General features: G+C 60.4%; 13 protein-coding genes and 2 pseudogenes. 4 read left to right on the top strand and 11 right to left on the bottom strand.

Annotated elements, in window-relative coordinates:
* Window positions 1-1,158: ISNCY family transposase (locus AWB81_RS35215; protein WP_062642280.1), on the top strand; the 1,158-nt coding region annotated here is incomplete at its 5' end.
* Between the two features lie 132 nt (window positions 1,159-1,290).
* On the opposite strand, the gene AWB81_RS35210 is transcribed toward AWB81_RS35215, so the two are convergent.
* The 6 genes and pseudogenes from AWB81_RS35210 to AWB81_RS35185 form a co-directional block, all read right to left on the bottom strand.
* Complete coding sequence (locus AWB81_RS35210) at window positions 1,291-2,130, bottom strand: GSU2403 family nucleotidyltransferase fold protein (RefSeq protein ID WP_062642272.1); 840 nt, start codon at window positions 2,128-2,130, stop codon at window positions 1,291-1,293.
* Window positions 2,127-3,179, bottom strand: coding sequence for an RpiR family transcriptional regulator (locus AWB81_RS35205; RefSeq protein WP_235026073.1), 1,053 nt, complete (start codon window positions 3,177-3,179; stop codon window positions 2,127-2,129). Before AWB81_RS35205 ends, AWB81_RS35210 begins: the two co-directional genes overlap by 4 nt.
* Before the next feature lie 379 nt (window positions 3,180-3,558).
* A complete protein-coding gene (locus tag AWB81_RS35200) occupies window positions 3,559-4,161 on the bottom strand; it encodes a hypothetical protein (RefSeq protein ID WP_235026072.1) in 603 nt (200 codons plus the stop codon).
* Window positions 4,162-4,223: 62 nt separating this feature from the next.
* Window positions 4,224-5,393: a zinc-dependent alcohol dehydrogenase gene (locus tag AWB81_RS35195; RefSeq protein ID WP_062642268.1), complete on the bottom strand. Its 1,170-nt coding sequence runs from the start codon at window positions 5,391-5,393 to the stop codon at window positions 4,224-4,226.
* A 411-nt stretch (window positions 5,394-5,804) separates the two neighbouring features.
* Window positions 5,805-6,410, bottom strand: a complete 606-nt coding sequence (locus AWB81_RS35190; protein ID WP_062642266.1) for a cupin domain-containing protein — start codon at window positions 6,408-6,410, stop codon at window positions 5,805-5,807.
* 401 nt (window positions 6,411-6,811) lie between these two features.
* Window positions 6,812-7,353 (bottom strand): annotated as a pseudogene (locus AWB81_RS35185) (DUF2252 family protein); the annotation flags it as partial.
* Window positions 7,354-7,471: 118 nt separating this feature from the next.
* Between AWB81_RS35185 and AWB81_RS46020 the strand changes: the two are divergent.
* Window positions 7,472-7,639 carry a hypothetical protein gene (locus AWB81_RS46020; RefSeq protein ID WP_159938986.1) on the top strand — a complete coding sequence of 56 codons (168 nt, stop codon included), beginning with the start codon at window positions 7,472-7,474 and terminating at the stop codon, window positions 7,637-7,639.
* 424 nt (window positions 7,640-8,063) lie between these two features.
* Here AWB81_RS46020 and AWB81_RS47415 read toward each other — a convergent pair.
* A pseudogene (locus AWB81_RS47415) lies at window positions 8,064-8,286 on the bottom strand (IS110 family transposase); the annotation flags it as partial.
* A 40-nt stretch (window positions 8,287-8,326) separates the two neighbouring features.
* On the bottom strand, window positions 8,327-8,512 hold the full coding sequence (locus tag AWB81_RS46015; RefSeq protein WP_159938985.1) for a hypothetical protein: 186 nt from the start codon (window positions 8,510-8,512) through the stop codon (window positions 8,327-8,329).
* A 258-nt stretch (window positions 8,513-8,770) separates the two neighbouring features.
* Here AWB81_RS46015 and AWB81_RS45135 point away from each other — a divergent pair, with 258 nt between their 5' ends.
* Both AWB81_RS45135 and AWB81_RS35175 read left to right on the top strand, forming a co-directional pair.
* Entirely contained in the window at window positions 8,771-9,196 is a 426-nt protein-coding gene (locus tag AWB81_RS45135; RefSeq protein ID WP_144444264.1) for an ElaB/YgaM/YqjD family protein, read from the top strand.
* Window positions 9,197-9,220: 24 nt separating this feature from the next.
* Window positions 9,221-9,499 carry a GlsB/YeaQ/YmgE family stress response membrane protein gene (locus tag AWB81_RS35175; RefSeq protein ID WP_062642264.1) on the top strand — a complete coding sequence of 93 codons (279 nt, stop codon included), beginning with the start codon at window positions 9,221-9,223 and terminating at the stop codon, window positions 9,497-9,499.
* A gap of 441 nt (window positions 9,500-9,940) precedes the next feature.
* On the opposite strand, the gene AWB81_RS35170 is transcribed toward AWB81_RS35175, so the two are convergent.
* From AWB81_RS35170 to AWB81_RS35160, 3 genes are all read right to left on the bottom strand, one after another.
* Window positions 9,941-10,867 (bottom strand): NAD(P)/FAD-dependent oxidoreductase, encoded by a 927-nt coding sequence (locus AWB81_RS35170; protein ID WP_062642262.1) that lies wholly within the window; start codon window positions 10,865-10,867, stop codon window positions 9,941-9,943.
* 159 nt (window positions 10,868-11,026) lie between these two features.
* The gene (locus AWB81_RS35165) at window positions 11,027-12,709 is read right to left on the bottom strand and encodes a putative maltokinase (RefSeq protein ID WP_062642261.1); all 1,683 of its coding nucleotides are present in this window, start codon (window positions 12,707-12,709) and stop codon (window positions 11,027-11,029) included.
* A 234-nt stretch (window positions 12,710-12,943) separates the two neighbouring features.
* Window positions 12,944-13,960 carry an alpha/beta fold hydrolase gene (locus AWB81_RS35160; RefSeq protein ID WP_062642258.1) on the bottom strand — a complete coding sequence of 339 codons (1,017 nt, stop codon included), beginning with the start codon at window positions 13,958-13,960 and terminating at the stop codon, window positions 12,944-12,946.
* Window positions 13,961-14,816: the final 856 nt, after the last annotated feature.

Genomic DNA, 14,816 nt, shown 5'->3' with positions numbered 1-14,816 from the left:
CACGGCATTGAACTGGCTGTCGAGACGATTCGTTCCCTGATGACGGCAGCGGGCCTTTGGGTGCCTCGCAAACAGCGCCCGCCGCGGATTCACCAGCCGCGCAACCGCCGCTCGTGTCTGGGCGAGTTGATCCAGATCGATGGCAGCGATCACCGCTGGTTCGAGGATCGCGCGCCGGCGTGCACGCTTCTGGTATTTATTGACGATGCGACCGGCCGGCTGTTGACGCTGCATTTCACCGCCACCGAGTCGACCTTCAGCTATTTCGAGGCGCTATCGAAGTACCTGCGCGCGCATGGCAAGCCGATGGCGTTCTATAGCGACAAGGCGAGCGTCTTCTACGTCAAGAACCGCTCGCAGACCGCTGGCAAAGGCGTGACGCAGTTCGGGCGAGCTTTGTACGAACTGAACATCGATGCGTTCTGCGCGAATACGAGTCAGGCCAAGGGGCGTGTAGAGCGAGCCAACCTAACCCTGCAAGATCGGCTGGTCAAGGAGCTGCGCTTGCGCGGGATCAGCACCTGGGAGGCGGCCAACGCCTATGCGCCCTCCTTCATCGCTGATTTCAATCAACGTTTCGGCAAGCCGCCACGTAGCGACCACGATGCTCATCGGCCCCTGCGTGCTGACGACGATTTGACGCAACTGCTGGCACATCGCGTTTGGCGCAAGGTCACGCATGCGCTGACGGTGCAATACGACCGGGTGATGTATCTGCTGGAAGACACGCCTGCCAATCGCCTATTGATTCACCAGCAAGTCGAGGTGGTCGAATACCCGAGTGGCTGCGTCGAGGTACAGGCGGGCGGCGAGGTGCTTCCCTGCGGCACTTACGACCGTATTGCGCGGATTGATCAGGGCGCGGAAGTCGAGAACAAGCGCTTGGCGCATGCACTCGAAGCCGCACGATTGCTGCAAGCCAAACGAGACGATCGTCGTGCGTGTGATGCGCCGTCACGCACGCATCGCGGTGAACAGGTTCGAGCCAAGAAGGCGCTTGAAGGACTGAAGAAGCAACGTGCGCTGAGCATTGCCGATATGAACGAAGCAATTCTCGAAGTCAGCGCAAAAGCAATGAGGGAACGGGGGGCGGCTGCGCCGCCCCAACCCCACAACCAGAACAGAAACATCCGTTCGAAACCCGACATCTCTACTTAGCGGCAACCCCGACATTTGAACTTAGCAGCAACATATTGAGGTAGATGACTACTTGAAGTTCCCTATTTAGACGTTGTTCGCGGAGCCCAGACCGGTGTTGGGCGGAGAGATCGTCGCGCTGACATTTGAGGGTTACGCGCCGCCAAAGAGTTCTTCGAAACCGTTCTGGCACAGCTTGAGCACGTTCTGAGGTTCGATCTGACGATCAGTTGGCATGGTTACCGCTTCGCGGATGGGATCGTTCACTTCAGCGAACAGGGCATCGACGCCCGCGGTGATGGATTTTCGTTGAGCGTCCGTCAGCGTTGCCTCGAGGCTTTTCCAGACCGGCAGGAGTGCATCTTCTATTGCGCCACTGAAAAGGTACATCGCATCGTAGATGTATAGCACGTCCTGTGCCCGCTTTTCGCGCGCGCGTTCGTCCCGGATCAGCAGCTTCTGGATGATAAAGCTCACTGGGTTTGGGATGCGCAGGTCTGCAACGGCTTCGCCAATGCCGGAGTCTTCCGCAGGGATCGTCACAAGCCAGGGTTCATGCAACAGTACTTCAAGATGACGCAACTTTTGGGCGACTACCCCACCGTTGGCCTGGGTGGCGTCCGGCTCAAATTGCTTGGTCACCTTGTTGCGCCGCATCGGACTACCGGTCAATGGCGTGAGAAACTCGGCGTAGAAACCTTTGGCCTCATCGCCGAGCGTGTAGCGCATCGCCGGGGGCTGGAAATTGCCAGCGAAATTCGGCTTCTCCTTAAAGCCCGCGCTGACAAGCGCTGCCTTGATATCACCCTCGAGTTCATCCCGCTCTCGAAAGGCAACGTCAGCGTCCTGCGTGAAGATCGCAGCGAAGTCTGGTTTGTAGGCCCGCGGCTCGTACAGGTAAAGCCGGTAGGCCCAGCCTCCAACGAAGACTATCTTCGGGCGCCAGGGCGCTAATGTCACAGCAAGTTTGCTGAATTCGGCGAAGTCGCTCACACCTTGTCCCCAATCACGTTTGCAAGGATGCCGTGTTCCAGTTCCGAGGCCAGTTCCGCGCCGCGGGTCGGGTGCGCGGACACATCGAGCCACGTCTGAATGATGTCCGTGACCCAGAGGCCGTCGCGAGAGACCGCGCCTCGCCGAACCGATTGAGGGAAACTCGGCTGCTGAAGGATCAGATCGGGACGCTCGCCCTCTCTGGCGGCCCGCAGTGCACGCCAACTTTCGGCTTCCTTCAGGCTGGGAACCCAGATAGTCGGTGTTCCGCCCTTCACATGGCCGTAGCCGAGGGCTTCCGCTGCTTGAAAAAGGCCCAGAACTCCCGGGTGCTTCTTCAGAAGCTTTCGTAGCTGTTCGTCAGGCGGCGCAGGCGATATGAATTTTGCCGCCACAGTCAGTGGCGGCTGGCGGTACTCGGCTTTCCAGCGCTCGGCCAACTGTCGGCGGCGAACCAATTTCAGAAAGTGCGACGACTCCAAGAAGCCCTCCGCTTTCAGCGCATTGATTAGCCGGGTCGCATGCATCGTGGAAACGCCGGCGGCACGTGCGAGCTCCGTCGCGGTGCTGTATCGGACACTTTCCGCAGCAATGAGGTCCATGCGCTGGATATCAGCCGCCAGCAGGAGCTTGATCATCCACTGAAAGCCATCCGTGAACACCAGGCGCGGTGGGGCGCTGTGACCTGCTCGACGCGAACCAGCCGAGTGGTCTGGACGCTCGGTCAAACGCAGCCCCGGAAACTCGATGTACTGCGTCCCGTTCATAGAGAGTACGGCAAACGGTTCCTGGTCGCCGTACGCCCGATGAAAGTCAATCAGGCGCTCAACCAGCGACCGCGAGGCACTGGCAACCCAGATCAGGACGGCGGGCCGAAGGTGGGCTTTTTTTGCGCGCGCCCGCGCCTCGAGCAGTGCCTGCGCAAATAGCGCGGTAACTCGGTCCGGACGCCCCTCATTGAACGACTTCAGAACGGCATGGAAACTGTGACCGTCTCGGTCGACGAGGACGACATCCTCCGCGCTGTCGGCGCCATCGGGCACGGTCATCTCCCATCGGGAGCCCTCGAACAGCTGGCGAAAAGCGAACAACGCTCTGTTTTCGGGGAGAGTGTGCTGAAGGGGGTCCACGGAAACGCTCACGTGACCAGGTGAAATCACATGGCCGAGTTAAATCACATGGCCATGTTACACCCGCAGATAAAGGCACCGCAAGAGGCCCAGGGGGCGGAACATGAGGCGTTATGACGAAATGACGTTCGATCGCCGGCTCGTCGTTTTCTTGACATCAATGGCCGGTTGCAAGGGCTTCGAACGACGAATTACACGCTCGCCCGGGGACATCGCTCCTCGTCGTTCCTTCTTGCTATGTAGACGAAGTCACAGACGCTTCTTTCTCTCCCAGCCAGGCGGCACGGACGGATATCGGTCATGCATTCGCCGCGGAGGCGCCCCTTTGGCCGCCTCCGCGCGTATAAGGCAGCAGCGCGTCGGGTGCGCGCATGTCGCGCGGTGTCTCAAAGTCGCTGCGTGCTACTCCTCGCATCGTGTCGGGCGCGGCCGGGAAGCCCGAGCGGACGCTGTAGTCCCGTACCAGCGCTCGTCGCGCTTCGACGCGTTCGCGGCTCGATCCGCGCGCTGCATACACGTCGAGCGCCGTGACACCCATCACATTCGCAGCCGCGCGCAGCGCGCGGGCGCGGTCGGCGGCGCTTGACTTGTTCGATTGAACGGCGAGGGTGCCGAGATCCAGCGCGTCGCCGCCGACGCGCGCCCACAGGAACGGCGTAGCGTCGCGCGAGGTCAGGATCCCGATGCCGCACGCAAGTTCGCGCAGACCGTAGAGGCGCATGAGCGCGGTGGCATCGTCGACGCCGGTTATCCGCAACATCGCGCGCGGCGCGACTAGTTCCGCGAGCCCGAGCGCGATGCTGAACCAGCCGAGCCCGCGCGCGATCGTCTCGGGTCCCAGGGTGTGGGCGCCGTGGCTGGTCTGGTCCGATCCTCTTGCTAGATGCAGTGCTTGATCCATGGCTTCACCTCATTGCTTCGGTTGCAGTCAATAAGCGATTGATCCGGGCCCGGCGCCCGCCCTTACGGCTTTAAGACGACCTTGATGCAGCCGTCCTCCTTGTCGCGAAATTTTTTGTACATTGCGGGCCCATCGTCGAGCGACATCGTGTGCGTAATGACGAACGAAGGATCGATCTGGCCTTCCTGGATGCGCCGCAAGAGGTCGTCGGTCCACCGGTTGACGTGTGTCTGCCCCATGCGCCACGTGAGCCCCTTGTTCATCGAGGCGCCGAACGGGATCTTGTCGATCAGCCCGCCGTAGACGCCCGGCACCGACAGCGTGCCCGCGGGTCGGCACACATAGATCATTTCGCGCAGCACGTGCGGCCGGTCCGTTTCGAGCATCACGGCCTGTTTCGCGCGGTCGTACATCGCATCGATGGAGCGCGTGGCATGCGACTCCATTCCCACCGCGTCTATGCACTTCTCCGGACCCTTGCCGAGCGTTAACTCCTTCAGTCGTTCGAGAACGCTCTCTTCTTTGAAGTCGATCGTGACGGCGCCGCCCGCGCGGGCCATCGCGAGCCGTTCGGGCACGCAGTCGATGGCTATCACCTGCTTCGCGCCCAGCAGCACGGCGCTACGGATCGCCATCTGCCCGACAGGCCCGGCGCCCCAGATCGCTACGGTGTCGGTCGGCTCGATGTCGCATTGCACCGCTGCCTGCCACCCGGTCGGGAAGATGTCGCCGAGGAAAAGTACTTGCTCGTCGCTGAGCCCATCCGGAATCTTCACGTGAGTGCAGTCCGCGTACGGAACGCGCACGTATTCGGCCTGTCCGCCAGCGTAGCCGCCTGTCAAATGCGTATAGCCGAAGAGGCCGGCGGTGGTGTGGCCGAACACCTTGTCCGCGACATCCTTGTTGCGGTTGCTCCGTTCGCAAACGGAAAAATTGCCGCGCTTGCACTGCTCGCATTCGCCACAGATGATCGTGAACGGCACGACGACCCGGTCGCCTACTTTGAGCGCGGTGTTGCCCTTGCCGACCTCCGCGACTTCGCCCATGAATTCGTGGCCCATGATGTCGCCAGCTTCCATGCCGGGCATAAAGCCGTCGTACAGATGCAGATCCGAGCCGCAAATCGCGCACGACGTGACCTTGACGATCGCGTCGCGCGGATGCTCGATCGTCGGATCGGGCACCGTATCGCATCGAATGTCCTTCTTGCCATGCCATCTGAGCGCTTTCATGTCGCCTCCAGGTCGCCGGTTAAGGGGGAGTTGGCCGGCAAGCGCAGCAGCGCCCGCTCGCACGGCATCCGCTCTGCCAGCAATGGATGTACCGCATAAAGGCGATGCGAAGTACTCACGAGGCATGGCCCGCGCGCGGGCATCGCGTATACACGCGCCCGTGCGGCTGGTGAGCGATGGCGCGCGGCTTCTTAGAGTTCAGGGGGCGTCGGCGCGACGAAGCGGACTGCGCGGCCACTGTGGCACCTCCGGCCCCCGGGCGATCAGGCCGATATACAAAAACACCATCGTCGCGTTGGCACGAGCGGCCCCTGCGCCGTTTTCCCGAACTCGAGTCTGTCTGCCCCATTGAGACGAGACTCATACGTGTGGTTTGCAACAAGGTTTGCTTCGTTGGTCAAAAGCAATTTTCTACTTGCAAAGGCCTTGCGGCTCCCATGCGGCTGACGGCAAACGCCAAGGCTGCGCGCTCTCATAGACCACCAGTGCAAGGGACCGGCGCTGTTCTATACCGGTAGCGGTGAGGGTATGCAGATGCCCCGATTCCATCACAATGCCTTCACCCGCTCGGCCGACGATCTTTCCGTGCGGCATTTCGAAACAAACCTCACCAGTGAGCGTGTATAGGGCCTCAGGCCCTGGGTGGTAATGTGCACCCGTGCTCATTCCTGGTGTAAAGGTTCCTTCCATATATTGAGCGGTGTAATCCACCCCCGGCTTAGTAATCTGTAACGGGCCGATTACGGCGACTCGCTCTGCGTCAGGCTGCCGCCAGCCTGCCCGCTCAATCGTGGACAGCCATGAACTGCCATAAGCGTCAATGACAATGCCCTTCGGCCCTTTCGCGGCTTGCGCTTCCTCTCGGGAGCGGTAACGGCCAAGGTACCAGAACAACGATGCTGATTGCAGTTGTCCCAGCGGCGGCGGCTCGATTATCCAGCACCCGATTTCTTGCGTCCTCTCGCTGACGGGCCGGCACTGCGCGAACACCTGTCTGCACAAGCCGAATGCCAACATGAAGGCCGTGAGGATGGCGAAGTTCGCCTGTCGGTACGCCCTCGTCTTTTCAGTCGCAGGTGGTTGCGCACTTTGAGCCTACGTGACGAGGTATCACAAGTCTACGCCTAGCTTGTTCAAAAATTCGATGGTTGTCCACCTGCAGGTCACGGCAAAATGTGCCGACCAACCACCAAGTTCGCCGAGCGGTCGCAGCGCTCGACCGGCGTTTGAATTGTGAACTCCGGTAACCGGCCATCTACGGACGTCGGTCCACAATCCTACGATGACGTTCGAACGTCGCGCCCATCCCAAAGGCAGCCGCCTTCCGAGCCATTCGCCGGACGGCAGGCCTGATGTCCCTTTATGGATGGCAACTGGCCATTGAGAAGCATCTCGCCATCGGCAGGTGCATCGCGCGGTCACGTCCCGGTCGCGTAACGACGGCAATGCTCTAGGTATCCAGCCTCGTGGCTGCTCACCAGTTGGACGATGCTGTTCCAAAGCCACAAAGGCGCATCTATCGTTTTCGACCGGTTGCGTCGCAATTCGGCTTGCCATACTTTCCGCGTCGTCGCATTCATTTGCCGTGCGTGCGACTTCCCGACTACGGCAGCCAGATAATGCGCCACATGCATCGCGTCGTCCTTGTCCAGTCGCTCGATTTCGAGCTTCATGTCCTGAGGCAAGAGTTCCCGAATGACCACCCCGCGATCGAGCAGACGCGCTGCCCGCATGCGCTCGCCGAGGAAAGGCGAGAGATGCCGCGCGCCTTCGATGACGCGCAAGGCGTTATTTTATCGCGCGGCATCGTGACCTCCTTGTAGCGAGGAACGGCAGCCTTCACGCCCTCCTTTATGTCGATGAGGCATAAATCGTCTCCTTCGACGACGCCGCCAACCACGTCGAGAAAGACCGCATAGCGCGTGCGGCCGAGCGAGCTGCAGCCCTTGACCCAAAATGCGTGCCGCGGTCTTGCACTCGCCTTACATGGGCGTTCGCAGAGGCCGAACGTGTCCTGGCCAACATAATGATTAGACAATAACGGCTAACCTTCGCTCTTCACCGCAAGCTACGCACGCATGGAGCACTATTTCACGACGCAGCAAGGCGCCATCCGCCGGCTCATCGACATCAGGCGCGGCGCGACGGGCACATCGGGTCCGTCGATCGTCGTCGGCAAAAGAAAGGACGGCGCCGAAGTCAATGGCATCTCCGATGTCTTGTCCAGCGTCCGTGCAGGCCGTTGAAAGCTATCGGCGCCGCACAGCCAGCGACAAACAAAAAGAACGACGCCGTCAATTACCCGCTGACAACCCGAACCGAGCGACGACCATGCCAAACAGCGAACATCACCTCGCCCGACCGGCCAAGATGAATGTCGGTAATCCGGACGTCCTGCTTGACGCTTATATGAACGCCGCCCGGCTTGCAAGGAAATAGCGCTGTGACGCTCGATGAGGGTTTGGCTGCAGGCTTATAATTCGGCGTCTGCAGCCAACGCTGCGCGCCCTGAGGGGATTCGCCAAGAACGGCCTCTACTGTCCAGCGCACTTTGAGCGCTTAGCGTCAATCAGGCTTCTGTTCTTACGGTCCAACCTGTCTCGCCATCACATCGTATTTGCCTTCGCAACCTTCCAGCGTGCATCCAACTCGTGTCTTGCTCTTCGACGCAGCCTGCTGCATTGCCGCATAGTTGTTTTGGTACGTTCGATTATTTGCCAATAACGCCCCACGCCGTTCGCGCCATTTTGTTCGCTAACGCAACAGTCGCCACGTTCACGGGCCGCCTTACCAATAGCTGCTCTCACCAGACTCCCTTGCATTTGCTTTGGAACAAAACGGCGCGTGCCCCGTGTATAAGAAGCATTCTGAGATAGTTGTCACCACGCTTGCTTCGTGCGGGCCACGGACTTCGCGGCCGCGATGCTAAGTCGTCAGGACCGTGAAAAGCGCGCGCCCGCGAGAATCGGAATCCATCCGCGATCGACCACCTTGCTGACATTGCTCGACACGAAAACTGCGTCGACCAGCGCCAGGGGGCCGATGACCAGCACGCTTTCGGCCTCCAATGCCACAGGTTGTGCGTGATGAGGTACATCAGCAGGGTCGTCAAGAAGCATGGTGGATGCGACCGCGAACCCGTAGGGTCAGCGGCGGCAGAGCCAGCACTCGCGCGACCCGCACGGCTGCGTCCCGACGGCCTCCGACGTCAGCGGCGTCTGTCCGATGATGACGAGCTCGCGGAGACGATGACGCCTGCGTTCGGGCTCGGCGCGCTCTGCCGATCCGGTGTGTCAAACCATACTGTGACCCGATGCGGGGGCATGAGGTTTGCGCATCCTGTCGCGCTTCTATCGATCGACTCTTTGGAGACTCACATGGCCGAATCAAGTCAAGCCTCATCGTCCCCCGGCGCGCCCGGTTCCGCGACCCTTTTCGGCGCGCGCGGCGTGGCCGCCGCGAATGTGTCCACTTCGTCACGATCATCAGGAAACGACAAATTGCAATCAGGAGAGTCGATCCGCGCCACCTCTTCGCCGCCGTCGAACTCGGCAGATAGTTCTAACTTCCGCGACGTTTCAAAAACGTGGGACTCAGCCGGTGGGTCGGACTCCGGTGGCTACCCCGGAAATCCGGAGACGAGGGATCGGCTTGCGACAGTGAAGGACAAGTTGTCAGGCGCGCAGGGCGTGGCGAAGGAACAATATCGCGTTGTAACAGATTCAACAGATGATTTCGTCCACGAGAACCCGTGGAAATCGATAGCATTAGCCGCAGTTGGGGGCATGCTCATCGCTCGTTAAAGGTATTTTTGTTTCGAGAACAGCATGGAGCACGTTTCGCACGGAACAATCTTTTGGTTGATTATCGGTGGAATCGCTGGCGCGCTGGCGGGGCGAATCGTTGATGGAGGCGGGTTCGGAATCATCGTTGACATCATCGTTGGGATTGTCGGCGCGTTCATTGGCGGGTGGCTTGGAGGCGCACTCGGTTTGCACTTGGGTAACGGAGTCATAGGTTCTCTTCTCACCGCGCTAATTGGTGCCGTTATCTTTCTGGCCCTCGTGCGGCTCTTTAGCAGAGGACGCGCGGGTCCAACCGTTTAACGGGTCATAGGGCGGTTCCCGCGGGAACCGCCTAGCCGCCCCTCAGCGGGTGCCCTTGAACTGCACGCGAAGCTGCTCAGTGTGCAAGCTCTGCGCGCCGATTTCGCGGCGGCCTGCCTGAATACAACAATCCTGCGCAGATTACGTTGTGCCTCTAGCCTGCTATCTTATCGAGGCCCTAATGACAGCGCGTGACGGGCTCTCACACGAGCGACGCACTGCTATTCCGCTAACGGCCGATTTTTCGCCGTTTCTCTCATGGAATTGGAGGGCCTCGACCCGTCGGCAGCGGCTACATTGGACGCTCACCACTCGGTCGCGTCCCGCTGACGCGCAGTGTTCCTATTGGCGAAGCCGCGCGCGGCGAGACGGCTGGAACGGTTTTCAAGCGCAGTATGCACTACACGCTTGTGTGGCGACAAAGGAGTAACGACACCATTGCTAACGGGCGTTATGCGGAAGGCTTTTATGAATAGCCGTTGCGGCGATGGCTGCTTCCCCAGAAGCGACGCTTATCTGATTGATGGTATTGACGATGTCGCCAGCCGCGTACAGATGCGCAACACTGGTACGCTGATGCTTGTCGGTAATCACCATCCCGTCATCGTCTCGCTCGACCTCAAGCTCTAACACCTCGGTCTCCGGATGGCAGCCCATGACCGGATATACCGAGTCGAAAATATGGGCCGTCCCATCGGTGCTGAAGATCTGTACGCCGCTATTCGCTCGCTCAGGGGCTTCCAACGTTGAGAGCTCTATCAGGGTGATGCCGTTGGCGGCGGCCAAGCTAACTTCGTCGGCTGACAACGTCTTCAGGTCAGAGGCGACAACGGAAACGTCGCGGGTAAATGTTCTCATGAATACTGCGTGGGCTAGCGTACACCTCGCCGGCCCCAGCATTGCGATGCGCTGACCGTCGGTCTCGTAACCATCGCATATCGGGCACAGGCGAAATAGCCCGCGGCGGGTGAGCTCGCAGGCATTGGCGACTGCGGGCAATCCGTCTCGTATGCCCGAGGCGAGCAATACGCGCTTGGCGCGCACCGAGCGCGCTACCTCTTCTTCGCTGACGTGCGTCGGCCGATATTCGATCTCGAACCCGCTGCCGAACGGCCGGATTGACTTGACCTTCGCGTTCTCCGGGGACACATTGTATGGACGGAGTTGGTCGCGTAAATTTGCCAGCCACGCCTCGCCGCCTATCCCCAATGGAAAGCCAGGCAGGTTCCGCGTGACGGGGATGAGTCGGGCGCGGCTCTCGCCAAAGTCAAACACTCTGACCGATCGGCGATAGCGCGCGAGATACAACGCTGCCGTCAAACCTGCCGGGCCGCCGCCTACGATTACGCAGTCGATTAAACTAGTCATAGGTGACTCCGTTGACTCCAGGCCGCCGCTCGCATGGCTCCGGGGCGTCGAGCCGCTTCTTCGGGCCGGACGTGCCCAGCGCAAGCAAGCCTGAGGGGACGCCGGCGGGTGACACTGCGTCACGCAGCCGCACTTTGCTCCATTGACGCCTGCCGCCATCTAGGATCTGTCGAGCCCTTGGTCAATCAGAGTGGCGAGTCCACGTAAAGGCACGCCAATCCATGCCGGGCGATTCGCAGCTTCATAGCGAATCTCGTACGCGGCCTTTTCGAGAAGAAAGAGCTGGAGCAACGCCCCAAAAGTTTCCTCGTCGCCGGTGATTCCAAGGCTCGATGTCGAAAGCGAGCGGCGATATGCCGTTAAAAAGGCGTCCTCCGCGTGGGAATGAAGGCGCTCGACCAGCCTGTCCATAGATCTGCCCGCGCGCTGGGGTTCGGTACCTAGGTCGGCCGATATCGTCGCGCTAGCGTAGCGGAGCGACCGTAATAAGCCGGCAACGTCGCGTAACGGACTGGCTTTCTTCCGTCGCTCAGCGAGCGGACGCGCTGGTTCGCCCTCGAAGTCAATCAGGTACGCATCCCCGTTCGCGATCAGCACCTGGCCGAGATGAAAGTCGCCATGGATGCGAAAGCACAATGCGCCGGCGTCGTCCGCTACCAGCGCCTGCGTATAGGCAAGCACTGCGGCGCGTCGCTCGAGCAGGCTCTGCGCTATCGCGCGATCGCCGCCCTTCAGCATATCGAGCTGTCCTGCGAGGATGTCGAGCGCTGTACTGATCAGGGCAACCGTGCTGTTCGTCCAGGAACGCACGTCTTCGGTGCTCGCCATTTGAGGCGAGAAGGCTTCATCCACGGTCGGCGACGCGAGTATGACGTGAAGCTCGCCCAAGCGACGGCCAATGGCAGCCGCAATTTCACGATAACCGTTAATACAATGTTGTTCGTCGTTCTCGGTGGCGCCGGCGTCCGGCGCGAATCCAACCGCTGAGGCGTCGTCTACAGCCCGTCGGAGGTACCTAAGCACAAACTGCCACGCGTCACCATCGTTGGAAATGAAACCTTGAAGGATGCACAGCGTGTGCGGCACGCCGTCAGTATCGACGCGCACTACCTCCCCGAACAAAGGACCCGCATTCGCATATCCACGTGCGGTCAGATATCGGGTCATTTCAGCTTCAGGGTGAACTCCGCCGATCAGCCGGCGCACGAGTTTGAGTACGACCTTCTCATCAACGACCAGCGAACTATTGCTTTGTTCAGCGGACAGCCAGCGGATGTCCGGCACGTTTTGGTCGGCGCAGTCGAGCGCGTCAATGCGGTCCGTCGGAATGAAGCGGATTTCGCCCCACTGGTCCGTTGCGACGACGGTCCGACTTTTCAACATTGCCAGCACCTCGCAGGGGAAACGCGGAATGCCGAAGGCGTCGATTAAATGGCCGACCTCCCCGTTTTGCTCGACCAGGGCAAGTGCCAACTCGCGGTTTGACTCCGGAATTTCCTTGGCGTCCCACGCGACCGCTAACGGTAGGAGATAGCGTTCAGCCCCATTCGGCAACTCAACTTCGAGCTCCGCGAACGCAAACCCGGCCGCGTCCACGCAAATACACGCAGCCGGCCGCACGAGGCCAAGCTCTTGGTCTTTTGATGCGAACCAGCGGCGCTGGCGTAGATAGGCCTGCAACACCGGTTGCTCGAGCGCCGAAATGGTTTCCCGCGTAGGACACGAGACGCGTGCGGCAGGCGGTGCGTGCGCGGAAGAGATCTCTCGTCGTTCGTATTCGTCCTGCCCTTGCCCGGCGTGGCCGCTGCCTGACTTGTCGTTCTCCAACCCTTCGGCATTCATGCTTCGCCCCCTGTTTTGGCGCTTGCAATTTCAAGTCCGCCGATTGCAAGTGTTATTCGATGTGCCGCCGCAGTTACTCAAGCCAGATGGCGCACTCGGGTCATGGAATATGCGGTCAGGCTTCCGCCTGCGTCAGCCGCAGGCTGTCTGCCGACTGCGCGTCGGCCAACAGTGCGTGAATCCCAAACGGCACCTCTACGGCGACCTTAACGCTGCTATCTACCGCCCATCGCTCTATGGTGCGGCACCGATGGCCATTGCGGGAGCATGCCGCTCCACACTTTGGTCGACGATCATCAAATTAATCGCATCGACGATTTCATCGGCGAGCGCATAGTGCACCATATGCCCCGCTCCGGGCACGACGGTCAGCGTGCTGCGGGGTAGGTCACGGTGCAGACGAACCGAATGCGATTCGACGTCAACGATTTTGTCGCCCGCGCCCCCGAAAATACTCACCGGCAATGTGAGCTTCGGATAGCGACGGCGAAACTGTGCGGACGCCGGGACCATAAACGCGGCGTCCTCTGCCTCAGCCCGGATTTGGAGCGGGCGTAGCATCATTTCGCGAGGCATGACGTCGAAGAAATTGTCGGGCACAGGAGCGGGCCAGAACATCGCCTTCACTGTGTGCTTCAACAACAGGCGGCCGGTTAGCGGCGAAAGGGTGTAACGCAGTACGTCGCCCAACAGCGGGAGCGCCGCCGGTGCCGTCAACGCGACGTCCAAACGGGCGGTCGGATAGTAATAGCCGGAAATCAGCACGAGGCCGCGCACGTATGCGGGAAGGTCCGCCGCCAGTCCGAGCGCGACGAGCGTGCCCCACGAATGGCCCACCACGACCGGGTGCTCGACTCCGATCTGTACGAGCGCCCGCTGCAACAACGCAGCCTGAGCAGGTGCGGTCCAGAGACGGTCGCGCGGACGCTCGCTATAGCCGAAGCCCGGGCGGTCAAACGCGATCACCCGGTGATTCACGGCCAACCGATCAATTAACCCGCTGCCGATGAAGTCCTGCAATAACACGGTATTTCCATGCAGCAGCACAACGGCCGGCCCTTCTCCCTTCTCAAGGTAGTGCAGTCGTACACCGTCGACCTCGACAAAGCGGCCGATAGGGGGGTTATCGCGTTCGGCTTTGCGTGCCCGATGTTGAACCCACAACGCAGTAATGGCAGCCCCAGTCGCCGCCGCAGCGAGCACGCCGACCGCGGGAGGGGTCGCACCAAGTTTCTTGAAAGAGCGGGCCATGATTTCTCGTGTCGATGAAACAGTTTGAAGAAAGTCCAGCTCGCACAGGCGGATGCCGCCCTCGACCTGCGCGAATGTGGGCTAACGTTTTCTCGGGTTGCTTTGGACGGGCCGAGGTCCACTCGCTCAATGAGCCAGATCGATTTGCCGCGCAATGATCATGCCGCGCGGAGACCCGAGAGGCGCCGTCCGTCCTATCAAGTCTCGGGCTGAAGCCTCTACCTTTTCAACGCGAACGCCTACGTTAAAAAAACGGCATTTGCTACCGACAGATCTTTACCGGATCGGAAGAGGCGCAGACCGGATGGCGCCCGTGCTCTAACCCCTGCCGATTTGGCGTCTTCCACCCGCCCGCTGGCTTGACCCGACGAAACTGACGTGAGTGAATTTGCAACATTTGCGCGCCCGCCCCGCGTGCTCACTGCCCGTACAGCGGGCAATTCGCTCGTGTCTCGGCACCGCAGACGCCCTACTTCCGGTCGACGCAAATAGCAGGCAATGAATTCGAACAACGGCCCACTCCCAGCGTCCGCGGAGACTTACACGAATAAAGCGCTGCTTTATGCTCGCAAGTCTCACCGCGCTTCGGAGCAACGACGATAGCAAGTCGGCTCACCTCGGCGATAGTGCGCAAGGTGTCGGTCGGAAGTCCCCCACTTCGAGCGCACGCAAACGCGAGGTTTGCCGAGCGTGCCCCAATAGGCGTCGAACTCCATTTTTCGTCTCCGTTCCAGAAGGGAAAATTGCGCTAACGGTATGGGCGTGCAGGCGGCTTTTAGCTCAGGATTACCCACAAGTTGGCTGATCATGCTATTCGTTTTGCCTCAAGAGGCGATACATCTTCGTGATCTCATGC

The organism is Caballeronia arationis (assembly GCF_001544975.2).
In the GTDB taxonomy this organism is placed as follows: Bacteria; Pseudomonadota; Gammaproteobacteria; order Burkholderiales; family Burkholderiaceae; genus Caballeronia; species Caballeronia arationis.
This window is presented reverse-complemented; position numbering and strand designations above follow the sequence as displayed.